20 protein-coding genes and 3 tRNA genes are annotated in these 20923 nt (G+C 70.1%); 14 read left to right on the top strand and 9 right to left on the bottom strand.

The features are described from left to right. Positions 1-36 precede the first annotated feature (36 nt). The gene (locus tag KXC43_RS26430) at positions 37-1641 is read left to right on the top strand and encodes an AMP-binding protein (protein WP_221378850.1); all 1605 of its coding nucleotides are present in this window, start codon (positions 37-39) and stop codon (positions 1639-1641) included. 62 nt (positions 1642-1703) lie between these two features. Here the strand turns inward: KXC43_RS26430 and KXC43_RS26435 are convergent, their stop codons facing one another. The 3 genes from KXC43_RS26435 to KXC43_RS26445 are packed head-to-tail and all read right to left on the bottom strand — an operon-like array spanning position 1704 to position 5671. Next, the gene (locus KXC43_RS26435) at positions 1704-3320 is read right to left on the bottom strand and encodes a glycosyltransferase family 39 protein (protein ID WP_221378851.1); all 1617 of its coding nucleotides are present in this window, start codon (positions 3318-3320) and stop codon (positions 1704-1706) included. A gap of 9 nt (positions 3321-3329) precedes the next feature. Beyond that, the gene (locus KXC43_RS26440) at positions 3330-5006 is read right to left on the bottom strand and encodes an AMP-binding protein (RefSeq protein ID WP_221378852.1); all 1677 of its coding nucleotides are present in this window, start codon (positions 5004-5006) and stop codon (positions 3330-3332) included. A 14-nt stretch (positions 5007-5020) separates the two neighbouring features. Further along, positions 5021-5671 carry a dioxygenase family protein gene (locus KXC43_RS26445; RefSeq protein ID WP_221378853.1) on the bottom strand — a complete coding sequence of 217 codons (651 nt, stop codon included), beginning with the start codon at positions 5669-5671 and terminating at the stop codon, positions 5021-5023. 153 nt (positions 5672-5824) lie between these two features. Between KXC43_RS26445 and KXC43_RS26450 the strand changes: the two genes are divergently transcribed. The 4 genes from KXC43_RS26450 (at position 5825) to KXC43_RS26465 (ending at position 10403) form a co-directional block, all read left to right on the top strand. Next, positions 5825-8023, top strand: a complete 2199-nt coding sequence (locus KXC43_RS26450) for a TRAP transporter permease (RefSeq protein WP_255644851.1) — start codon at positions 5825-5827, stop codon at positions 8021-8023. 1 nt (position 8024) lies between these two features. Continuing rightward, positions 8025-9029 carry a TAXI family TRAP transporter solute-binding subunit gene (locus tag KXC43_RS26455; protein WP_221378854.1) on the top strand — a complete coding sequence of 335 codons (1005 nt, stop codon included), beginning with the start codon at positions 8025-8027 and terminating at the stop codon, positions 9027-9029. A gap of 165 nt (positions 9030-9194) precedes the next feature. Further along, positions 9195-9932, top strand: a complete 738-nt coding sequence (locus KXC43_RS26460) for a DUF6745 domain-containing protein (RefSeq protein ID WP_221378855.1) — start codon at positions 9195-9197, stop codon at positions 9930-9932. Positions 9933-10330: 398 nt separating this feature from the next. Further along, positions 10331-10403: transfer RNA gene (locus KXC43_RS26465), tRNA-Trp, on the top strand. Between the two features lie 165 nt (positions 10404-10568). Here KXC43_RS26465 and KXC43_RS26470 read toward each other — a convergent pair. After that, on the bottom strand, positions 10569-10955 hold the full coding sequence (locus tag KXC43_RS26470) for a VOC family protein (RefSeq protein WP_221378856.1): 387 nt from the start codon (positions 10953-10955) through the stop codon (positions 10569-10571). A 22-nt stretch (positions 10956-10977) separates the two neighbouring features. Between KXC43_RS26470 and KXC43_RS26475 the strand changes: the two genes are divergently transcribed. The 5 genes from KXC43_RS26475 to KXC43_RS26495 all read left to right on the top strand — a co-directional run bounded on the left by KXC43_RS26475 (position 10978) and on the right by KXC43_RS26495 (position 12420). Beyond that, a tRNA-Met gene (locus tag KXC43_RS26475) sits at positions 10978-11049 on the top strand. A 4-nt stretch (positions 11050-11053) separates the two neighbouring features. Next, a tRNA-Arg gene (locus KXC43_RS26480) sits at positions 11054-11127 on the top strand. Positions 11128-11169: 42 nt separating this feature from the next. Beyond that, entirely contained in the window at positions 11170-11535 is a 366-nt protein-coding gene (locus KXC43_RS26485) for an ArsR/SmtB family transcription factor (RefSeq protein WP_221378857.1), read from the top strand. Continuing rightward, positions 11532-11987: an SRPBCC family protein gene (locus tag KXC43_RS26490; protein ID WP_221378858.1), complete on the top strand. Its 456-nt coding sequence runs from the start codon at positions 11532-11534 to the stop codon at positions 11985-11987. The genes KXC43_RS26485 and KXC43_RS26490 overlap by 4 nt, the downstream gene beginning before the upstream one ends. Then, positions 11980-12420 carry a DUF6069 family protein gene (locus tag KXC43_RS26495; protein ID WP_255644853.1) on the top strand — a complete coding sequence of 147 codons (441 nt, stop codon included), beginning with the start codon at positions 11980-11982 and terminating at the stop codon, positions 12418-12420. The genes KXC43_RS26490 and KXC43_RS26495 overlap by 8 nt, the downstream gene beginning before the upstream one ends. Before the next feature lie 61 nt (positions 12421-12481). Here the strand turns inward: KXC43_RS26495 and KXC43_RS53245 are convergent, their stop codons facing one another. Next, a complete protein-coding gene (locus KXC43_RS53245; RefSeq protein WP_369076959.1) occupies positions 12482-12778 on the bottom strand; it encodes an SbtR family transcriptional regulator in 297 nt (98 codons plus the stop codon). Further along, positions 12700-13395, bottom strand: coding sequence for a TetR/AcrR family transcriptional regulator (locus KXC43_RS26505; protein ID WP_221378859.1), 696 nt, complete (start codon positions 13393-13395; stop codon positions 12700-12702). The genes KXC43_RS53245 and KXC43_RS26505 overlap by 79 nt, the downstream gene beginning before the upstream one ends. A 27-nt stretch (positions 13396-13422) precedes the next feature. Between KXC43_RS26505 and KXC43_RS26510 the strand changes: the two genes are divergently transcribed. Then, positions 13423-14244 carry an alpha/beta fold hydrolase gene (locus KXC43_RS26510; protein ID WP_221378860.1) on the top strand — a complete coding sequence of 274 codons (822 nt, stop codon included), beginning with the start codon at positions 13423-13425 and terminating at the stop codon, positions 14242-14244. On the opposite strand, the gene KXC43_RS26515 is transcribed toward KXC43_RS26510, so the two are convergent. Beyond that, the gene (locus KXC43_RS26515; protein ID WP_221378861.1) at positions 14228-15013 is read right to left on the bottom strand and encodes an SDR family NAD(P)-dependent oxidoreductase; all 786 of its coding nucleotides are present in this window, start codon (positions 15011-15013) and stop codon (positions 14228-14230) included. The two genes, KXC43_RS26510 and KXC43_RS26515, sit on opposite strands and share 17 nt — an antisense overlap. 69 nt (positions 15014-15082) lie before the next feature. Here KXC43_RS26515 and KXC43_RS26520 point away from each other — a divergent pair, with 69 nt between their 5' ends. Next, on the top strand, positions 15083-16822 hold the full coding sequence (locus KXC43_RS26520; RefSeq protein ID WP_221378862.1) for a pyruvate dehydrogenase: 1740 nt from the start codon (positions 15083-15085) through the stop codon (positions 16820-16822). Here KXC43_RS26520 and KXC43_RS26525 read toward each other — a convergent pair. Next, positions 16819-17820: a fatty acid desaturase family protein gene (locus KXC43_RS26525; protein WP_221378863.1), complete on the bottom strand. Its 1002-nt coding sequence runs from the start codon at positions 17818-17820 to the stop codon at positions 16819-16821. The genes KXC43_RS26520 and KXC43_RS26525 overlap by 4 nt on opposite strands. A gap of 102 nt (positions 17821-17922) precedes the next feature. On the opposite strand from KXC43_RS26525, the gene KXC43_RS26530 reads away from it, so the two are divergent. Together KXC43_RS26530 and KXC43_RS26535 are read left to right on the top strand one after the other, a co-directional pair. Further along, positions 17923-19218, top strand: a complete 1296-nt coding sequence (locus KXC43_RS26530) for a sensor histidine kinase (RefSeq protein ID WP_221378864.1) — start codon at positions 17923-17925, stop codon at positions 19216-19218. Then, positions 19170-19805, top strand: coding sequence for a response regulator transcription factor (locus KXC43_RS26535; protein ID WP_221378865.1), 636 nt, complete (start codon positions 19170-19172; stop codon positions 19803-19805). Before KXC43_RS26530 ends, KXC43_RS26535 begins: the two co-directional genes overlap by 49 nt. Here KXC43_RS26535 and KXC43_RS26540 read toward each other — a convergent pair. Then, positions 19790-20722, bottom strand: coding sequence for an LLM class F420-dependent oxidoreductase (locus KXC43_RS26540; protein ID WP_221378957.1), 933 nt, complete (start codon positions 20720-20722; stop codon positions 19790-19792). The genes KXC43_RS26535 and KXC43_RS26540 overlap by 16 nt on opposite strands. Positions 20723-20923: the final 201 nt, after the last annotated feature.

The following is a 20923-nucleotide window of genomic DNA, read 5'->3' on the forward strand; positions in this document are numbered from 1 at the left end:
TAGACCCAGTGCCGCCGCAGGGTTCATGCTGCGGGAATGCTGTCCTATGCCTCGGGTGTGTCCGAGCAGCCGCTGCTCGGCGAGACGATCGGCGCCAACTTGGAACGCACGGTCGCGCGCTTCGGCGAGCGCGAGGCGCTGGTCGACGTGGCCGCCGGGCGCCGCTGGACGTACGCCGAGCTCGACGCCGACGTGAACCGGCTGGCGCGTGGCCTGCTCGCCCGCGGCGTCGAGCGGGGCGACCGGGTCGGCATCTGGGCCCCGAACTGCGCCGAGTGGGTGATCACCCAGTACGCGACGGCCAAGGTCGGCGCGATCCTGGTGAACGTCAATCCGGCCTATCGCACGCACGAATTGCGCTACGTCGCCGAGCAGTCGGGCCTGCGCCTGCTGATCAGCGCGGAATCGTTCAAGACGAGCGACTACCGGGCCATGGTCAGCGAGATCGGCTTCGGCGAGGTCGTCTATCTCGGCTCGCCGGAGTTCGACGGGTTGTTCATCGACGGGGAACCTCCCGACATGAGCGCCCTGGCGTTCGACGACCCGATCAACATCCAGTACACGTCCGGGACCACCGGCTTTCCGAAGGGCGCGACGCTCTCGCACCACAACATCCTCAACAACGGCTACTTCGTGGGCGAGCTGGTCAACTACACCGAGCGGGACAGGATCTGCCTGCCGGTGCCGCTCTACCACTGCTTCGGCATGGTGATGGGCAACCTGGCTGCCACCTCGCACGGCGCCTGCATCGTGCTGCCCGCGCCCGGCTTCGACCCGGCGGCCACGCTGGCTGCCGTGGCGGCCGAACGTTGCACCTCGCTGTACGGCGTCCCGACCATGTTCATTGCGGAGCTGGGCCGGCCCGACTTCGGCGACTACGACCTGTCGACGCTGCGCACCGGCATCATGGCCGGCTCGCCCTGCCCGGTCGAGGTGATGAAGCGGGTGGTGGCCGAGATGAACATGAGCGAGGTCGCGATCTGTTACGGCATGACCGAGACGTCCCCGGTGTCGACCATGACCCGGCCCGACGACACCCTGGCCCGGCGCACCGAGACCGTCGGCCGGGTCATGCCGCACCTGGAATCCGAGGTCGTCGACCCGGATTCGGGTCGTCCGGTGCCCCACGGCGAGCCGGGCGAGCTGTGCACCCGCGGCTACTCGGTGATGCTCGGCTACTGGAACCAGGCGGAGGCGACGGCCGAGGCGATCGACGCGGCCCGCTGGATGCACACCGGCGACCTGGCCACGATGGACGACGAGGGCTACGTCAACATCGTCGGCCGGATCAAGGATCTGGTGATCCGCGGCGGCGAGAACGTGTACCCCCGCGAGGTCGAGGAGTTCCTGTACACCCACCCGGACATCGCCGATGTGCAGGTGATCGGCGTCCCGGACGCGAAGTACGGGGAAGAGCTGATGGCCTGGGTCGTCATGCGCCCCGGAGCGACGCCGCTGACCGCCGAGGCCGTCCAGCAGTTCTGTGGCGGCAGGCTCACCCACTACAAGGTGCCGCGCTACGTGCACGTGGTCGACGGCTTCCCGATGACGGTGACCGGCAAGGTGCGCAAGGTCGAAATGCGCGAGCGGGCAGTCGGCATCCTGGGCCTCGAGGACGCCGCTGCCATCAGGAACGCCTGACCGGGCAGCACGCGGCGGTACATCGAGCCGGTGACCGGCGGCCTCCGTCGTCTGGTGGCCCGTCAGCGGCGATAGATGGTGATCGAGTAGCCGACCTGGTCGATCGGGGTGCTGGTGTCGAGCAGCCGCTTCAGCTGGTTGCGGGCCAGCGCCACTCGGGAGTCGGAGACCACCAGCAGGCCGCGCACCTGGTCGACCGGCACGGTCAGCGGGTTGCGGCTCTCGATGCCGTAATAGCTGGGCACGCCCGACCCCTTGTAGACCAGCCAGACCGGCTCGCCGGGGTATTTCGTCCGCAGGCGCTCGGCCAGCCGGGGGAGGTCCTGCCCCCAGTCGACGTTGGAGTCGTGCAGGTTGTTGTGCGTGTTGGAGGTGCCGCCGAAGGCCTCGTTCGAGTAGGGCAGGTAATACGGGAAGGTCAGCAGCGAGCTCACCCCGACGAAGGCGACCAGCGCCGTCGCCGGGATCCAGCTCCAGCGCCGGCGGATCAGGACGACCGCGCCGGCCGCGACGGCCAGCAGCATCGGCATGAAGATGACGTAGCGGGTGCCGTAGTCGCGGGAGCCGGTCATCGCCACCAGCATCAGCACGCCGGCCGGCAGCAGCAGATAGAGCGCGGCGATCCACTTCTTGATCAGCAGGGTGACGACGCCGGCCAGCCAGAGCAGCATCATGCCGAGCGGCGTTTTGATCACCAACGCGACCGGCAGGTAGTACCAGAGCGCCCCGCGGTAGGCCTCGCCCAGCAGGAAGCCGTTGAACGTGCGCGATTCGAACACGAACTGGATCAGCACGCCGTCGCGGTAGGCCTGGGGGAACGGCAACAGGTCGACGGCCAGGCCCTTGAGCCCGCCGGGATGCGGCAGGGTGGCCGGGGTGGTCCAGCGCAACCGCGGGTCGACGGCCAGGTAGACCAGCCAGACCACGGCCACGGCGATCAACCCGACACCGATCGCGCCCAGCACGCGCAGCCCGAGCTGGCGCCACGTCTCGCGGGAGCGGAGGCCGGCCAGCGGCGCTCGCTTGGCAACGGCCGGCGCCAGCAGGGCCAGCAGCAGCGCCACCGGAACGACGGCCAGGGTGTTCATCCGGGTCGCCAGGGCCGCGCCCAGCGCCACCCCCGCGAGCGGCAGATAGAGACCGGGCCGGGAACGGGCCCGCCACAGCATCCAGATGGTCACCAGCACGAAGCCGGCCGCGGGCACATCCAGCGTGGCCAGGGCCCCGTGCGCGATGAGGTCGGGCGAGAAGGCGTACAGGGCCAGGGCCAGCAGACCGGCCGACGGGCCGGCCAGATCGCGGGCGAAGAACAGCACGACCAGGCCGAACAACAACGTCAGCAGGACGATCGGCAGGCGCGCGGCCAGCATCAGCTCGAACGGGTTGTTGCCCGCTTCGTAGAGAACGTGCCGCCCGAGGTAGCTCTGATTCACCCGGAAGGGCGCGTCCAGCTTCGGGTCGACGAAGGCCAGCCCGGCCGCCATCGCCAACTTGGCCAGCGGCGGGTGCTCCGGGTTGTAGACCAGGCTGTGCTGCTGGCGGTAGACCTCGGCGGTCGCCACGTAGACCGGCTCGTCGATGGTCGGCGACTGCTGCACGGCCGTGGTGACCATGGCGAACGCCATCTGTCCCAGCAGCAGCACCACAGCGAGCGGATAGAGCAGACGCCGTCGGAGCATCGCGCCAATCTATCCGGCGAATTCTCCCGGCGGCGCGGCGGACGGGTCGGCGTGCTTCTCGACCTCGGCCGCGCGCAGCTCGACCCGGCGGATCTTGCCGGAGATCGTCTTGGGCAGCTCGGCGAACTCGAGGCGGCGGATCCTCGCGTACGGCGGCATGTGTTCCCGGGCGTACGCGAAGAGGGTCCCGGCAGTGGCGGCGTCGGCCGGCCAACCATCGGCGAGCACGACGTAGGCCTTGGGCACCGCCAGGCGCAGCGGGTCGGGGGAGGGCACCACCGCCGCCTCGACCACCGCCTCGTGCTCGATCAGCACGCTCTCGAGTTCGAACGGGGAGATCCGGTAGTCGGAGGCCTTGAACACGTCGTCGATGCGGCCCACGTACGTGATGTACCCGTCCTCGTCGCGGGAAGCGACGTCGCCGGTGTGGTAGTAACCGCCGGCCATCCGCTCGGCGGTCAGCTCGTCGTCGCCGTGGTAGCCGACCATCAGGCCGGTCGGCCGCGGGTCGAGCGCCACGCAGATCTCGCCCTCCGTGGCCGGTTCGCCGGTGTTCGGGTCGATCAGCGCGATCCGGTAGCCCGGCACCGGCCGGCCCATCGAACCCGGCTTGACCGGCTGACCGGGCGTGTTGGCGATCTGCACGGTCGTCTCGGTCTGGCCGAAACCGTCGCGGATCGTCACGCCCCAGGCCTTGTTCACCCGATCGATGACCTCGGGGTTGAGCGGCTCGCCGGCGCCCACCGCTATCCGCGGCGGCGTGGCCAGGGCGGAGAGGTCGGACTGGATGAGCATCCGCCACACGGTCGGTGGCGCGCAGAAGCTGGTCACCCCGCAGCGCTGCATCTCGGCCATCAGACGGGCCGGGTCGAAGCGCGTGTAGTTGTAGATGAACACGCAGGCCTGCGCGTTCCAGGGGGCGAAGACGTTGCTCCAGGCGTGCTTGGCCCACCCCGGCGACGAGATGTTGAGGTGCACGTCACCGGGCCGCAGGCCGATCCAGTACATGGTCGAGAGATGCCCGACCGGGTACGAGGTGTGGGTGTGCTCGACCAGCTTCGGGCGCGCTGTGGTGCCCGACGTGAAGTAGAGCAGCAGCGTGTCGTCGGCCCGCGTCGGCTCGTCCGGCTCGAAACCGGCATCCTCGGAATAGGCGTCAGACAGGGAATGCCAACCGGTGACCGGGTCGCCGACCGTGATCCGGGTGACCTCCGTGGCCACCGAGGCGAACTTGCCGGCGGCGTCGGACGTGGCGATCACGTGCTGGGCGCCACCGCGGGCTACCCGCTCGGCGGAGTCGGCCGGGCCGAGCAGCGGTGTCGCCGGGATCAGCACGGCGCCGAGCTTCATGGCGGCGAGGATGGTGTCCCACAGCTCCGCCTGGTTGCCCAGCATCACCACGACGCGGTCACCCCGGCGTACGCCGCGGGCGCGCAACCAGGTCGCGACCTGGCCGGACCGCCGGGACATCTCGGCGAACGAGAACCGCTGCTCGGAACCGTCCTCCTCGACGATCCAGAGCGCGGGCGCGTCGTTGCCCGCGGCGATCACGTCGAACCAGTCGAGGGCCCAGTTGAACTCCGTCAGCGCGGGCCATCGGAACCGGCGGACGGCCTCGTCGTAGTCGTCGCTGTGCGCCAGCAGCAAGTCGCGCGCAGCCCGGAACGCCTCTGTGCCCTCGGTCATCTGAGCCTCCTGGCTCAGATGCTAATGGTCCTGGTCGCCGCGAGGCCGCGGGCAAGATCGCCCGTGACGGTGGCCATGGTCAGCTCGCCGCCGTCCTCGGTCACCGGCGTGGCCAGCGCGAGGTGGGTCGCGCTCTGCTCGTATCCGGGCGCGCCGTATGCCGTCGCGCAGGCGTCGCCCGGCAGCGCCACCTGGACGACCGGCCCGGCGAGGTTCTCGACATGCAGGTGAGGCCACCGGCCGTCGTGCGCGCCGGGGAAGATCGTCGAGAAGGTGACCCAGCCGCCCTCGTCGGTGACCTGGATGCCGCGCAGGTAGTTCCGCTCGGCCAGGCCGGGGGAGTGCAGCGAGTACGCGCCGTCACGGTCGGCGTGCCAGAGGTAGAGCGCGTGCCCGGCCAGCGGGCGGCCGGAGTTCGCGCTGACCAGGCGCAGGCGCACGGTCAGCGGGACGCCGCGGGCCACCCCGGTGGCCTTGCCGAAGCTGCGGCGCAGGTCCCGGCGCACGATTCCCGAACGGGAGAGCGCGTCGGAGTGCCCCTCGGCCAGGGCGGCCACGGTGACCCCGTGGTCGAGGCTCATCATGCGACGCCGGCGCATCAGCGCGAAGTCGCGGGCGAGCCCCTCGACGCGCTGCTGCTGCGGCACTTCCACCTGCACGGTCATACGGCCCCCTCCGACGACGGTCAGGGGTCCATTACGCCGTCCGCCGGGTGCGGACCGGGTGATCAGGCGGGTGCAGCCCGGTTGCGGAGGCGTCCGGTTCGTTACAGAGTCGTGCGGTTACGAAGCGCGACGCGACCTAGTACTGTCCGTGCCATGGGCGATGATCGATCCCTTGGCCGCCCGGCAACGCTGGAAGCGCTGCACTACGACGACGAGGAACTGCCCGCCCGCGAGCTCAAGGGCCGCATCGGGCTGGCCGTCGCGGTCGTCGCTTTCGCGGTAGCCCTGCTCGTGCTCTGGCAGGTGTTCCGCCCGCTCGCCCGGGGCAGCCAGTTCTACCTGATCATCTTCCTGGCCGGCACGCTCCCGCTCGTCTTCCTCGCGTACCGGTCGCGGCTCTTCAAGAACGAGAGCCGGGACCGGCCGACGGTGCTCGACTGGATCCTCGCCGCCGCCACGCTGGTCGTCTGTCTTTACCCGCTCAGCCCGCTCGGCGGCGGCTACGACGGCTTCCTCGATCGCCAGGGCCTGCTCGAACCGGCCGACATCGCCTTCGGGGCGGTGCTGCTGATCCTGATCGTCGAGGCCTGCCGGCGCACCACCGGGTGGGTGCTCCCGGTTGTCTGTCTCGCCTTCCTCGCGTACGGGTACTACGGCGGCCTCCTGCCGCAGAGCTGGTCGATCGCGCACGCCGGGCTCGACTTCTCCCAGATCGTCGACGCGCTCTACAACTCGGGCAGCGGGTTCTACGGCACGCCGCTGGACGTCGCCGCCACGTACATCGTGCTGTTCACCATCTACGGCGCCGTGCTCGAACTCTCCGGCGCGAGCCGCTTCTTCGTCGACCTGTCGGTGGCGGCCTTCCGCAAATCACGCAGCGCCGCCGGGCGTACGGCCGTCGCCGCCGGCTTCCTGCTGGGCACCGTCTCGGGCTCGGGCACGGCCACCGCGGTCAGCGTCGGCGCCGTCACCTGGCCCATGCTGCGCCGCGCCGGCTACCCGGCCGAACAGGCGGGCGGCATGCTGGCCGCAGCCGGTGTCGGCGCGATCCTCTCGCCGCCCACCCTGGGCGCGGCCGCGTTCATCGTCGCCGAATACCTCGACGTCTCGTACCTGACCGTCCTCGGCTGGGCGATGATCCCGACGGTCCTCTACTACCTCGGCATCCTGCTCGCGGTCGAGATCGACGTCCGCCGTTTCCGGGTGCGCGGGCTCGACGCGCCGCCGGTGAGCACGCTGCGGCTGCTGGGCCGGTTCGGCTACCACTTCTCGTCGCTGATCCTGATCGTCGTGCTGCTGGCGCTGGGCCAGAGCGCCACCCGGGCCGTCGTCTACGCCACGCTGCTGGCCTTCGCGCTCTCGTTCCTCGACCGGCGCTCGTGGCTGACCCCGCAGCGCGTGTTCAGCGCGCTCAGCGCCGGCGTCCGCAGCGTGCTGCCGGTGGTCGCGGTCTGCGCCGCCGCCGGCATCATCACGGCCACCACCACCAAGACCGGGCTGGGCGCCCAGCTGGCTTCGCTGCTGGTGCGCGGCGCCCAGGCCGTCACCTCGAACCCGACCGCGGTGCTGGCGCTGACCGTAGTCCTGGCCGCGGTGGCGCTGGCGATCCTCGGGCTCGCGGTGCCGGTCACGGCCAGCTTCATCATCGGCTGGGTCATCATCGGCCCGGCCCTGCTGGCCCTCGGCGTCCCGGCGCCCGCCGCGGCCATGTTCGTCTTCTACTACTCCGTGCTCTCCGAGGTCACCCCGCCCACAGCCCTGGCCGCCGTCGGAGCGAGCGCGATCACCGGCGGGCGCACGATCCCGACGATGTGGCAGGCCCTCAAGTACGCGCTGCCGGCGTTCCTTGCCCCCATCGCGTTCGTGCTCACCCCGGCCGGGTCCTACCTGCTGGCTCGCGGCCCGTTCCTCGACATCGTCTGGGCCACCGCGGCCGCGATCGTCGGGGTGGCCGCGCTGGCTGTCGCCACCGGCGGCTGGGTTCTCGGCATCGGCCGCGCCGGCGTCCCGAGCCGGGTGCTGGCCGGGGTGGCCGGCCTGCTCCTGCTCTACCTGGAACCGTTGACCATCGGCCTCGGCCTCGCCCTGCTCACCGTGGCCATCGGCTGGACCGCCGTCGACGCCCGCCGCCGTCCCCCTGCCCCTGCGGAACAGCCGCCGGCACCGGCGGCGTCGTCCGCCTTGACCGCGCCGTCGGACGACCGAAGCGAGACCAGCCTCGGCATCGAGACATCGGACGCTCCACATGGGAGTGACGCCGACCATGACAGCACGCCAACCGCAAAGACGCCGTCCGCTCCAAACCGGAGCGAGGCCGGCCGCGACACCACGCACACCGAAGAACGGGGTTGATATGAGACGCATGGCAATGGCCGCCGGACTTGCTCTCGCCCTCACCGGGGCGCTGACGGCTTGCGGCGGACGGCAGGACGCCGCCTCGACCGACGCCGGCGGGGAGGTGACCTGCACCGTCGCCAACGAAGCCCGGGTCGGCATCGCCACCGGCAACGCCATCGGCGTCTACTTCGCGCTCGGCAACGCGTACGCCGAACAGATCAGCGCCGTCGGCGGCAACGTCAAGGCGACCGCCTCCGAGACAGGCGCCTCCGTGCAGAACATCCAGCAGCTCGTCGGCGGCAGCTACGCCGTCGCGTTCTCGCTGGCCGACACCGCGGCCGACGCGATCAACGGCACCGGCAGCTTCGACAGCAAGCAGCCGATCGCCGCCCTGGCCCGGATCCACACCAATTACACCCAGGTCATCGTGCGCAAGGCCGCCGGCATCAAGGACGTCGCGGGCATGAAGGGCAAGCGCATCTCGACCGGTTCTCCCAAGTCCGGTACCGAGGTCATCGCCAACCGCCTGCTCACGGCGGCCGGCCTCGACCCCGCGAAAGACATCAGCGCCCAGAAGCTCGACCTCACCAAGACCGTCGACGGCATGAAGGACGGCTCGATCGACGCCTTCTTCTGGTCGGGCGGCCTGCCCACGCCCGGCGTCACCGATCTGTTCACCACGTCGGGCGGTCAGGTCGAGTTCCTCGACATCACGCCGCTGCTCCCGGAACTCCAGAAAATCAACCCGGTGTACGAGACCGGCACCATCCCGGCCGCGACCTACAAACTGTCCGCCGACACCCCGACCATCGTCGTGCCGAACGTGCTGCTGGTGAAGGACGACCTGGACGCCAACGTCGCCTGCGTGCTGACCAAGACGCTGTTCGACCGCAAGCCGCAGCTCGAACAGGCCAACGCCGCGGCCAAGGAGATCTCGCTCGACCAGGCCCGCAAGACCGACCCGGTGCCGCTGCACCGCGGCTCGGCCAAGGCCCTCGACGACCTCGGCGCACCAAAATAACCGCTGGACATGACGCGCCCTTCCGAGAGAAGCTGACCTCATGATGACCTTCTCTCGGAAGGGCGCGTGCGCCCTCGCGCTTTGATCGCGCCCGCGCGGCGACAGGCCGCGCTCCGTCAAGAGCTGTGGGATCGGGCGACGGAAACTCGCCGCGAATGGCTTGACGTGGGGATCTCCACCAAGCCCGCCGACCACACCACCTCGGAAGAAATAATCGCCTCGCTGTACGCCCGGCACGGCCGTCCGCGGCCGCAGTTCGTCCGGGTCGCGTCGCCGCGCGCGGCCATCCCGTACCTCGAAGGCCTGCCCACCCACGACGATCTGCGGTCGTGGCTGGGCGATCGGCGGCCACCCGGAAGATTTCCGCTGGCCGGCGACGTCGCGGCCGGGCTCTCCCACCTGCGGTCGGCCCTGGAGGCCGACTTCACCGAGCCACCCCCGGACCGTACGCCGATGAAGCGCCGCAAGGGTGAGGCGTGGCCCGCGCTGCCGCCCGGCCAGGCCCTCGACTCCGGGTTGCCGTTCCACGAGATGCTCACCCAGGGCGTACGGAATGCGCTGTTCCGAAGCCTGGCCGGGATCTACCTTCCCGTACGGGCCGCCCTGGGTCAGTCGGTCGGGGCGGTGCCGGTCGGCTGGTACGGCCAGCAGGACGCTTCCTGGGTCGCCCACGTCGACGCCATCCGGCGGACCGTGCAGCCTCACCTGCGACACGAGCGCGAGTTCGCCGAGTGGTCGGCGCTCACGCGGTCGGCCGGTTGGTGGTGGCCCGGCGAACACCGATGTGTGCTCGTCGACCGCCCGGTGATCCTGCGGATCGAACCCGTGCCCCACGCCTGGCACGAGGAGATCCGCCCCGTCCACATCGAATACGCCGACGGCTGGTCGGTGACACCGACGTAGCGCCGTTGCCGGCCCGGCCCCCGTGGCCGGGCCGGCTCAGGGTCGGGTGAGCAGGGCCCAGATCCTCGGCGTGGCGGGCCGCCGCCGGCAGGCTGAGCTGTTCCCGCTGCTGCACCGCCACCGACGGCAGAATGACCCCGATCTCCACAACGGAGAGTCTTCACCCTCAACCGCGCTTCAAGTCAACGGCCGGTAAATGGATTGCTGCCGGCAATGACGCGCCCTAATGTTCGGGGTGTCCGCGAGAGCGCCACACGAAAGGAGATCGAAGATGCGATGGCCCAAAACCATGTGCGCCGACCTCTGTGTGAGTGCCGCGGAGACGCGCCGGCGAATGCGCCGATCCGGCCGCCGGTAGTTCTGCGAACGCCTGCTCGCCGGGGCGCGAACATCAACGTATGGGCGTAGCTCAACCGGGAGAGCGCCGGCCTCCAAAGCCGTCAGGTGCGGGTTCGAATCCTGCCGCCCGTGTGCTTGTCAATTGTCATTTCCGAGACCGGAGCGGCGGCGCGTCGCGGGCCGGCTGCGGCGGGTAAGGCGACCGCCGGGCTGGCTGTCGGGGCATATTTGCGCTACCCCGACAACGCGTGGCCGCCGCTCCGGTCGATCCGTCATCGTGCTTCTCGGCCTGACCGGTCAGTCGTCATCGCGTACGAGGCAGAAAGGGTGACCGGCCGGGTCGAGCAGGACCCGGACGTGGGCCTGGGGTTGGTCGGCGGCCAGTTCGGCGCCCAGCCCTTCCGCCTCGGCCACGGCGGAATCCAGATCACCGACCTGGAAGTCGAAATGCATCATCGGGCGCTGACTGCCCTCGGCCGGCGGCCAGACCGGCCGCACGTAGTCGGTTGCCTGCTGGAACACGATGTAGTTCGACCCGTCGGGGTTGGTGGCGAGGACGGTGGTGCCCGGTTCCTCATGCACCACGGGCCAACCGATCAGGTCGGAGTAGAACCGGGCCAGCTTCGCCGGGTCCGGCGCCTCGACGGCCATGCCCCACCACATGTTCCTGGTCCGCGTCTGCATTTCACAAGCCTAGAGCGATCCCGTCGTCGTAGCTCAGCGGTAGAGCGCCGCCCTCATAAGGCGGAGGCCGGTGGTTCGAGACCACTCGACGACACGACGCCCCCGTAGCGCAGCTGGACAGCGCGCCGGATTACGAATCCGGAGGCCGGGAGTTCGACTCTCCCCGGGGGCACCGACATTGAACTTTTCGGTTCAGTTTCGTACAGTGAACCACGTGGTTCAGCAACAGGAATTGGATCGGGTGTTCGCCTCGCTGTCGGACGCGACGAGGCGCGGCATCCTGGTGCGGCTGGGCGAGGGGCCGGCGACGATCGGTGAGCTCGCCGAACCGACCGGCATGACCCTGACCGGGATGAAGAAACACGTCCAAGTTCTTGAGGACGCCGGCCTGGTAGTCACCGAGAAGGTCGGCCGCAGCCGGCAGTGCCGCCTCGCGCCGGCGCCGCTCGACGACGCCATGGCATGGATCAGCTTCTACCAACGGCTCTGGGCCCGGCGTCTCGACGGCCTCGACGCCTACTTCACGCTGCGCCGGGGCGCAGCCCCCACCGAACGACGAGAGAAAGAGCAGGGGACATGACGCTCGACATGCGGATCACGCGGGAACTGCCGGCCACGCCGGAGGAGGTGTTCGACGCCTACACCGACGCCGAGAAACAAAAGATCTGGTTCAGCATCCTCGACGAGGAGCCCGGCATCGTCGAGATCGAGGTCGACCTGCGGGTGGGCGGCAAGCAGACCGCTGTCTGGGGGCCGGATCGCGACACGCTGTTCCGCGAGACGCAGACGTTCCTCGAGATCGACCGGCCGCGCCGCCTGGTCACCGAGTCGACCGGCTCGGGCCCGGACGGCCTCGAGATGACCACGCGCGTCGAGGTCACCTTCGAGGAGAAGGGCGACGGCACCCTCGTGACCGTCGTGCAGAGCGGCTTCCCGGTCCCGGAGATCCGCGACTTCTTTGTCAACGAGGTCTGGCAGGGCGCCTTCGCCCGCATCGAGGCCTTCCTCAAGCGCGAGAATCCGAATGCGTAGCCGACCGGCCATCATCGCGGCGGCCGGCGTCGCCGCTGTTGTCGTCAACCTGATCGTCTACGCGGTGGGCCGGGCCGCCGGCGGCAGCTTCGTCTTCACGGCGAACGGCGACACCAACGAGGTCGACGCCGTCACCGTGGCCGGCTTCAGCGCCGTACCGCTGCTGATCGGCCTGGTCGTAGTCGCGCTGCTCACCCGCCTCGGCTCGTGGGTCACCCGGCTCGCCTCGATCGTCGCTCCGGTGCTGGCCGCCGGCACGATCGTGGTGATGACCCTGCCGGCCGACCTCGACCGCACCAGCACGATCGCGCTGGCCCTGTGCCACCTGACGCTGATCCCGATCAGCATCCTGGCCATCCAGCTGATCAAGAATGCGAACGCGTCGCCATCCCCGACCGGGCAAGGTTCGGAGGCCTTGCGATCGGGCGTCTGACGAGCGCCGCTTCGTCCCCCTCAGATCATCGGCCGCGTCGGCTCGCGACGCGGCCGATCCGCTACGCCGGGCGGAGGCCGTGCATCAGGACGCCCAGCAGGCGATCAGCCCGGGCGGCGTGCCCGGGCAGGGGCGCGACCGTGAAGATGCCGATCAGGTTGGCGGCGACGTCCTCGGCGGTGACGTCGGTTCGCAGCTCTCCCGTCGCGTGCCCGGCGCGGAGCATGTCCTCGATCGCGGCGATCCGGCCTCTGACGTTGCCAAGGCGAAGAGCGGCCGCTAACCGGGGGCGGCCTCCAAGCCGGCGGTGAGCAGGGCGACGGCGGCGAGCAGGCCCGCGCGCGGAGCATCCCGCCAGTGCGGCGTGATCGGCGTGAGGGCGGCCGACAGCGGATACGAATCGGGCATCGCCGCCGCCCGGGCGCGCCAGGTTTCGAGGTCGGCCGGGGTCAGGCGGGAGTAGGCGGCCGCCGTCTGGGCGGTCGCGCGCACCGTCGCGTACAGCATCGTCACGGCCGGCGGGCGTGAGCCGGGCGGCACCGCGAAGCGCTCGAAGATCGCCAGCAGCGCTTCCATCCAGTCCTGCTCGTTCGGGCCCTGACTGGCCTGGGACCACGGCCGCTCGGTGAGCCACGGATGCGCCAGGTAGACCTCGTACAGCGCCGTCGCCCAGCCCGTCAGCGCGTCCGCCAGGTGATCCTGCGGTGCGGGCCCAGCGGGCATGGCCGAGGCCTGGTCCTGCATCAGCGCGAGCAGGTTCTCCTTGGTTCCCACGTACGGATAGAGGGCCATCGCCGTCTTGCCGAAGCGCGCGGCCACGGCCCGCGTCGACACCGCCTCGAGTCCGGACGCGTCGGCCAGGGTGATCGCCGCGGCGAGGATCTCATCGAGGTCCAGTTGCTGCTTCGGGCCGCGGCGGGGTGTGGGCAGGGTCGCCCCGCGGTGCCGCCAGAGCCGCTTCAGGTGGTCGTCCATAACTCCTGACAGTGTATAGTGTTTTGCATGCCGACCGTGACTTTGCACGACGGATCCACCCTCGACGTCCGGGTCCAGGGCAGTGGTCCCGCCATCTTCCTCCCCGTCAGCACGGCGATCATCGAGGGCGAACAGGCCGACGCGATGCGGGCCTGGGGCGCCGACCCCGACAACGGCCACGCCCTGGCCACCGGCCTGGCCGACGCCGGTTTCCGAGTGATCACCGCCGACTACGAGGGTCACCGCAACCAGCACCCGGCGCCGCTGACCCTGAGCGCCGACGCGGTCGCCGCCGACCTGCAGGCCCTGGCCGGCGCGGATCGTTTCGCCTACTACGGCTATTCCTGGCTCGCTCTTTCCGGGCTGCAGCTGGCCATCCGTACCGACCGCCTCACCGCCCTGGCCATGGGCGGCTACCCGCCGCTCGGCGGCCCCTACGAGGCGATGCTCGCCGTCACCCGTTCGGCCCATCGCATGGCGCTCGACCCGCCGCTCCCGCCCACCGGCGAGCCCGTGGCCGGCGATTGGGACTCGGTGGCCTTCACCCAGACGCCCGACCAGACCCGCCAGTTCGTGACGCTCTACGAGTCGCTCCAGGACTTCGACGAGCGGGCCGTCCACCTCGACATCCCCCGGCTCGCCTTCGCCGGTGCGGAGGACAACATCCAGTACGGCCCGGCCTGGGACAACGCTTATGTCGCCCTGGCCGAGCCACTGCTCGAAAACCGTGAAGCCCTGCAGAAGGACGGTTGGGAAGTGCGAACGGTCCCGAGGGCCGACCACATGGTCGCCATGCAGGCCGCCACCGTCCTGCCCATCCTGATCCCGTGGCTCAGGTCGTCACTTTGAGCCAGCCCCCGTCCACGTAATAGGTCGATCCCACCGAGTAGGCCGCGCGCTCGGAACAGAGGAAGACGAAGAAATCGGCCACCTCGGCCGGGGTGGCGAACCGTCCGATCGGCGCGTTGTCCTCGGCGATCTTGGCCAGGTACTGCTCCCACGTCTGTTCGGTGTCCGCGGTCAGCGCCTTCGCGGTTTTGATCCAGTCCCCGGTCATGACCAGGCCGGGGTTCACCGCGTTGACCCGGATGTTGTCCCCGATCAACTCGTTGGCCAGGCACTTGGAGAACATGACGAGCGCCGCCTTGGTGGTGTTGTAGATCGGCTCGTAGCCCAGCGGCTGGGTGGCGCAGATCGAGGCGTTGTGCAGGATCACGCCGCCGCCGCGGGCCTTCATCTGCGGCGCGATCTCGCGAGCCAGGCGCACGGCCGCCATGACGTGCAGCTCCCAGTAGAACTGCCACCGGGAATCGGGGGCGGTCAGGATCTTCTCGTCGCTGCCGGTGCCGGCGTTGTCGATGAGAATGTCGGCCCCGCCGAACTCCTGCTGAACTGCGGCCGCCACCACGGCCGCACTGTCGGGCTGCGTGAGGTCGGCGGGAACGGTGAGCACTCGTACGCCGGAAATCGACTCCGCCACGGCCCGCAACCGGTCGGCCGAGCGGGCCACGAGGGCCAGGTGGACGCCCTCGGCGGCCAGCCCGCGGGCGATCGCCTCACCGATTCCGGCGTTACCACCTGTGATCACGGCCACCCTGTCAGTGAGACGCAGATCCATTTTTTCTCCGTTCGCGCGCTCTCGAGCTCGGGTACTGCACGCACATTCGCACGAAGGCGGGAGGCCGGGGTGTTCGGTAAGGGAAAGACAGTCGCTGACCAGTTGGTCGAAGTGCTGATTCAGGCCGGCGTGGAGAGGATCTACGGTCTGGTCGGAGACAGCCTCAACGCGCTGACCGACGCGATCCGGCGTAACGACGCCATCGAATGGGTCCACGTGCACAACGAGGAGGCCGCGGCGTTCGCGGCCGCCGCGGAAGCCCAGCTCACCGGCAAGCTGGCGGTCTGCGCGGGCAGTTGCGGGCCGGGCAACACCCACCTGATCCAGGGCGTGTTCGACGCGCACCGGTCGGCCGCGCCGGTACTGGCGATCGCCTCGCACATCGTCTCGACCGAGATCGGCTCCGGCTTCTTCCAGGAGACCGATCCCAAGCAGTTGTTCGGGCAGGCCAGCCACTGGACCGAGATGGTCTCGTCGGCCGAGCAGATGCCGCGGATGGCGCGGATGGGCATTCAGCAGGCGGTCGGCAAGCGGGGCGCGGCCGTGCTGGTGATGCCGGGCGACGTGCTCGCGGCCGAGGCCACCAACGAGACCGGCGCCGGGCACGCGGTGGCCGGGCCGGTGCTGGGCGCGCCGTCCGACTACGTGCTCGAGGACCTGGCCGAACGGATCAACGCGGCGAAGACCGTGGCGATCTTCGGTGGGATCGGCTGCGCCGACGCCCGCGAGCAGGTGCTGCAACTGGCCGAGTGGCTGGGCGCGCCGGTGGGGCACACGCTGCGGGGCAAGGACGTGCTGCAGTACGACAACCCGTACGACGTGGGCATGTCGGGCCTGCTCGGCTACGGCGCCTGTTACGAGGCGACCCACGAGGCCGACCTGCTCCTGCTGCTCGGCACCGACTTCCCGTACCGGCAGTTCCTGCCCCAGAAGAACACGATCCAGATCGACATCGATCCGTCGCGCCTGGGCCGCCGCACGGCGCTCGAACTGGGCGTGGCCGGCGACGTCGGCGCCACCATCACCAGGCTGATGCCGAAGCTCGAGCGCAAGGACCACAAGTTCCTCAACCGCATGCTCACCAAGCACGTCCGCGAGCTGGACCGGGTCGTCGACGCGTACACCCGGGACGTCGAGCACCTGGTGCCGATCCACCCCGAGTACGTGGCCTCGATCCTCGACGAGGAGGCGGCGGACGACGCCGTCTTCACCGCCGACACCGGCATGTGCACCAGTTGGGCGGCTCGCTACATCACGCCCAACGGCCGGCGCCGGCTGCTCGGCTCGTTCGTCCACGGCACGATGGCCAACGCGCTGCCGCACGCGCTCGGCGCCGCGAAGCTCGACCCGAGCCGGCAGGCGATCTCGATGTCGGGCGACGGCGGACTGGCCATGCTGCTGGGCGAGTTGCTCACCGCCAAGCTGCACAATCTGCCGGTCAAGGTGGTGGTCTTCAACAACTCCAGCCTCGGCATGGTGCGCCTCGAGATGCTGGTGGCGGGCGACCCGCCGTACGAGACCGACCACGACCACGTCGATTTCGCGGCCATCGCCCGGGCGGCCGGGCTTTTCTCGGTACGGGTGGAGAAGCCGGACGAGGTTCGCGGCGCGCTCCGGTCGGTGCTCGACCACGACGGTCCGGCCCTGCTCGACGTGGTGACCGACCCGGACGCGCTGGAGATCCCGCCGCACATCACCAAGGAGGAGGCGGCCGGATTCGCGCTCGCCGCCGGAAAGTCGGTGCTCTCCGGCGGCGTCGGCCAGATGCTGCACCTGGCCCGCACGAACCTGCGTAACCTGCCCCGCTAGGCGGTCTTGCGGAGGTCGGCGCCCACGTCGTGCAGGTGGCTCAGGGCCTGACGGTACGAATCGGTCAGGCTGGTCATCTCGTACGAGACGCCGATCTCCGCGCAGTACCGCTGCACGATCGGCTGCGCCTTGCGCAGGTTGGGCGTCGGCATGGCCGGGAACAGGTGGTGCTCGATCTGGTAGTTGAGACCGCCCAGGGCCGCGTCGACGAACCGGCCGCCCCGGACGTTGCGCGAGGTCAGCACCTGCTTGCGCAGGAAGTCCTCGTCACCGGTGGGGTGCGGCATGCCCTTGTGGTTGGGGGCGAACGTCAGGCCCAGGTACACCCCGAAGATCGCCTGGTGGACGACGAGGAAGGCGATCGCCTGCAGCGGGCTCAGCACCGTGACCAGGGCCGCGAGGTACGCGATGAGATGCAGGCCGAGCAGCGCGGCCTCCAGCGGCTTCTGCTTCTGCGAGATCCACCGGATGCTGTCGCGCTTGAGCGAGATCCCGAGCAGAGTCAGCAGCGGGAAGAAGAAGTACGCCTGATAACGCGTGAGGAAACCCTTGCCGGCCGCCGCCTCGCGCGACCACACCAGCACCCCGGGGCCGACGTCCGGGTCGAGGTCGTCGTGGTTGGGGTTGGCGTGGTGCTTGGTGTGCTTGTCCATCCAGTAGCCGTAGGACATGCCGATGGCCAGGTTGCCCGCGATCAGCCCGGCCCGCGCGCTCGGCTTGTTGGTGCGGAACACCTGCCGGTGCGCGAGGTCGTGAGCGACCAGCGCGGTCTGGGCGAACACCACCGCCAGGAAGGCGGCCACGGCCAGCGTCCACCAGGAGGCGCCGATGGCGAAGAACGCGGCCCAGCCCAGAGTCAGCGCCCCGCCGACCAGGCTCAACCGGGCCACGTAGTACGCCGGCCGGCGGCGTAGCAGCCCGGCTGCGTTGATCCGCCGGCCCAGTTCCGCGAAGTCGCTTCCGGCCGTCGCCCGCGGCCGCTCTGCCATTGTCGTCATGCCCTCAAGCAGACCGTGCGGACGCCCTCAAGGTCAGGAGTGGCATCCCCCCAACCTTTGGTGGGGCTAGCACTACTGAGTTGAGTGCCCCGGTGGGCCACGATGAGAGGCGTGGAGACAAGAGACTGGCTTCGAGACGGGCTCCGGGCGGTGGCGGCCGGACTGCTCGGCATCGTCCTGGCCGTGCTGAACTTCCCGCTCTTCGTGCTCTTCCTGGTGTCACTGGTGCTCACCCCGGTGCTCGGGATCGGCCTGTTCCTGCTGCCCGCGGTGACCGCGCTGATCCGCCTGCGAGCGAACGCGGCGCGGCGGGTCGCGGGGTGGCACGGCGTGGCGATCGCGCGGCCCTACCGGCCCACACCGGCCGGCCTGGCACCGGTCGGCTGGGGCCGCTACAAGCACATCATCACCGACCCGGCGACCTGGCGGGACTTCGCGTGGCTGCTGCCGGGAGCAGTCGGCGGGCTGATGCTGGGCGTCCTCACACTGGCGCTGCCGGCGTACGGGGTCGAGGGCATCGTGCTCCTGCCGCTCTGGATGTATCTGGGCGGCGAGTGGTCCGGCTACGGCGTCAACTGGCCGATCGACAGCGTCAGCGAGGGCTTCCTCTCGCTGCCCCAGGGCGCGGTGTTCCTCCTGCTCGGCCTCGTGGTCGCGCCACACCTGCGCCGTTTCGACGCGCTGTTCGCCCGGGTCTTCCTGGCGCCCACCCGGGCCGCCGAACTGCGGCTGCGGGTCACCCAGCTCACCGTCACGCGGTCCGACGCGGTCGACGCCCAGGCCGCCGAGCTGCGCCGCATCGAACGCGACCTGCACGACGGCGCCCAGGCCCGCCTGGTGTCGCTCGGCATGGCCATCGGCCTGGCCGAGGAGCTGGTCGAGCGTGACCCCGAGACCGCCCGCAAACTGCTCGCCGAGGCGCGCGAGAACAGTTCCACCGCCCTCGTCGAACTGCGTCATCTCGTACGCGGGATCCACCCGCCCGTGCTGGCCGAGCGCGGCCTCGACGGCGCTGTGCGGGCGCTCGCGCTGACCATGGCCGTTCCCACCACTGTGGATTCCGACGTGACCGGCCGGCTGGAGACCCCGGTTGAGTCGGCCGCCTATTTCGCGGTCGCCGAAGCTCTGACCAATGTCCAGCGGCACAGCGGCGCCAACGTTGCTTACGTCAGCATGCACCGCACCGGTGACCTGTTGCGTCTGGAGGTCGGGGACGACGGCCACGGCGGCGCCGACCCGATGCGCGGCACCGGCCTGGCGGGAATGGAACGCCGCCTCGCCGCCTTCGATGGCACGATGTCCGTGTCCAGCCCACCGGCCGGGCCGACCATCGTGACCATGGAGCTGCCGTGCGCGTCGTCATCGCCGAGGACCATGCTCTCCTCCGGGACGGACTGACCCGGATCCTCGAGGCGTTCGAGTTCGAGGTGGTGGCGGTCGTCGGCCGCGGGCCCGACGTGCTGCCGACCCTGCTCGAGTGCAAGCCCGACGTGGCCGTCCTCGACGTGCGCCTGCCACCCACCTTCACCGACGAGGGTCTGCAGGCGGCCATCGCGGCCCGCCGGCAGATGCCGGGCCTGCCGATCCTCGTGCTCAGCCAGCACGTCGAGCCGCTGTACGCCCGCGAGTTGCTCTCCGACCGCCGCGGCGGGGTCGGCTACCTGCTGAAGGACAGGGTCGGCGACGTCGCGCAGTTCGTCGACGCGGTGCGGCAGGTGGCCGGCGGCGGCACGATGATGGACCCCGAGGTGGTGGCCCGGCTGCTCGACCGCAGCCGGCCGCTCGACGTGCTCACGCCCCGCGAGCGCGAGGTGCTCGGCGAGATGGCCGCGGGCCGTTCCAACGCCGCCATCGCGGCCAAGCTCTTCATCACCGAGAAGGCCGTCAGCAAGCACATCAACAACATCTTCACCAAGCTCGGCCTGCCGGTGTCCGAGGACGACAACCGCCGCGTGCTCGCGGTGCTGGCCTACCTGGACAGCTGAGGCAGCACGTCGCTCGCGATCAGCTCGAGGTGGTCGACGTCGTCCATGTCGATCAGCCGCAGGTGCACGCGGGTCGCGCCGATCGCCTGCATCTCGCCGATGCGCTGCACCAGTTGGGCGGGGGAGCCCTCCACCGGGTCCTCCGGCGGCAGCACGCTCTTGACGTGCAGGGGAGCGGCGCGGCGCGCGGCCTCGGCGCCGGTGCGGCCGATCGCGACCACGATGCCGGCCGACAGGGTGAGCGGCTTCGACCGGCCGATCGCCGCGGCGGCGGCCCGGACGCGATCGAAGGCGGCGGTGGTCTCGGCCACGGTCTTGAACGGCATGTTGTATTCGTCGGCGTAGCGGGCCGCCAGATCCGGCGTACGCCGCGGGCCCTTGCCCCCGACGATGATCGGCGGATGCGGACGCTGCACCGGGCGGGGCAGCGCCGGAGCGTCCACCAGGTGGTAGTGCTTGCCGTCGAACGAGTAACTCCGGCCCTCGGGCGTGCCCCAAAGTCCCGTCAGGATCTCGAGCTGTTCCTCGAGCCGGTCGAAGCGCTCGCCGACCGCGGGGAAGGGGATGCCGTACGCCGTGTGCTCGCGCTCGACCCAGCCGGCGCCCATGCCCAGCTCGACCCGGCCGCCGCTCATCCGGTCGACCTGCGCCACCATGATCGACAGTGGACCGGGCATACGGAACGTAGCCGAATTGACCAGGGTGCCGATCCGCAGCGTACGGGTCTCGCGGGCGAGTCCGGCCAGCGTGATCCACGCGTCGGTGGGCCCGGGCAGGCCCGGCTCGGGAGTCAACGCACGGTAGTGGTCGGCTCGGAGCAGACCTTCGAAACCGGCGTCCTCAGTGTGACGGGCGAAGTTCAATTGAGTGTCGTACGTCGCACCCCGGTGCGGTTCGACGAACAGACAAACGCGCATCATCGTCCCTCATAAACCGAGCTGGGCGCATACCCGACCCATCCTGATCGATCGTGTGTGATCCGTCTACTTCGGTTTTTGAGACGAACCTGTCATCGATGCATGTGCCAGTTTGCCCTACGATCCCCGTCGGGACACCACTGCCCCACGTTCGACCACTCACGGCCCCGGTGGGCCAATTGCCGGGCTGCCGGTTCCCCC

Origin of the sequence: Paractinoplanes polyasparticus (assembly GCF_019710575.1) — a bacterium.
Classification (GTDB): Bacteria; Actinomycetota; Actinomycetes; order Mycobacteriales; family Micromonosporaceae; genus Actinoplanes; species Actinoplanes polyasparticus.

Bases quoted from the DNA above. Each gene is read 5' to 3' on its own strand.
- KXC43_RS26455 (WP_221378854.1), top strand. From the start codon at position 8,025: ATGAGACGCATGGCAATGGCCGCCGGACTTGCTCTCGCCCTCACCGGG.
- KXC43_RS26490 (WP_221378858.1), top strand. From the start codon at position 11,532: ATGACGCTCGACATGCGGATCACGCGGGAACTGCCGGCCACGCCGGAG.
- KXC43_RS26470 (WP_221378856.1), bottom strand. From the start codon at position 10,955: ATGCAGACGCGGACCAGGAACATGTGGTGGGGCATGGCCGTCGAGGCG.
- KXC43_RS26445 (WP_221378853.1), bottom strand. From the start codon at position 5,671: ATGACCGTGCAGGTGGAAGTGCCGCAGCAGCAGCGCGTCGAGGGGCTC.
- KXC43_RS26430 (WP_221378850.1), top strand. From the start codon at position 37: ATGCTGTCCTATGCCTCGGGTGTGTCCGAGCAGCCGCTGCTCGGCGAG.
- KXC43_RS26435 (WP_221378851.1), bottom strand. From the start codon at position 3,320: ATGCTCCGACGGCGTCTGCTCTATCCGCTCGCTGTGGTGCTGCTGCTG.
- KXC43_RS26530 (WP_221378864.1), top strand. From the start codon at position 17,923: ATGAGAGGCGTGGAGACAAGAGACTGGCTTCGAGACGGGCTCCGGGCG.
- KXC43_RS26525 (WP_221378863.1), bottom strand. From the start codon at position 17,820: ATGACGACAATGGCAGAGCGGCCGCGGGCGACGGCCGGAAGCGACTTC.
- KXC43_RS26510 (WP_221378860.1), top strand. From the start codon at position 13,423: ATGCCGACCGTGACTTTGCACGACGGATCCACCCTCGACGTCCGGGTC.
- KXC43_RS26515 (WP_221378861.1), bottom strand. From the start codon at position 15,013: ATGGATCTGCGTCTCACTGACAGGGTGGCCGTGATCACAGGTGGTAAC.
- KXC43_RS26495 (WP_255644853.1), top strand. From the start codon at position 11,980: ATGCGTAGCCGACCGGCCATCATCGCGGCGGCCGGCGTCGCCGCTGTT.
- KXC43_RS26505 (WP_221378859.1), bottom strand. From the start codon at position 13,395: ATGGACGACCACCTGAAGCGGCTCTGGCGGCACCGCGGGGCGACCCTG.
- KXC43_RS26540 (WP_221378957.1), bottom strand. From the start codon at position 20,722: ATGCGCGTTTGTCTGTTCGTCGAACCGCACCGGGGTGCGACGTACGAC.
- KXC43_RS26440 (WP_221378852.1), bottom strand. From the start codon at position 5,006: ATGACCGAGGGCACAGAGGCGTTCCGGGCTGCGCGCGACTTGCTGCTG.
- KXC43_RS26450 (WP_255644851.1), top strand. From the start codon at position 5,825: ATGGGCGATGATCGATCCCTTGGCCGCCCGGCAACGCTGGAAGCGCTG.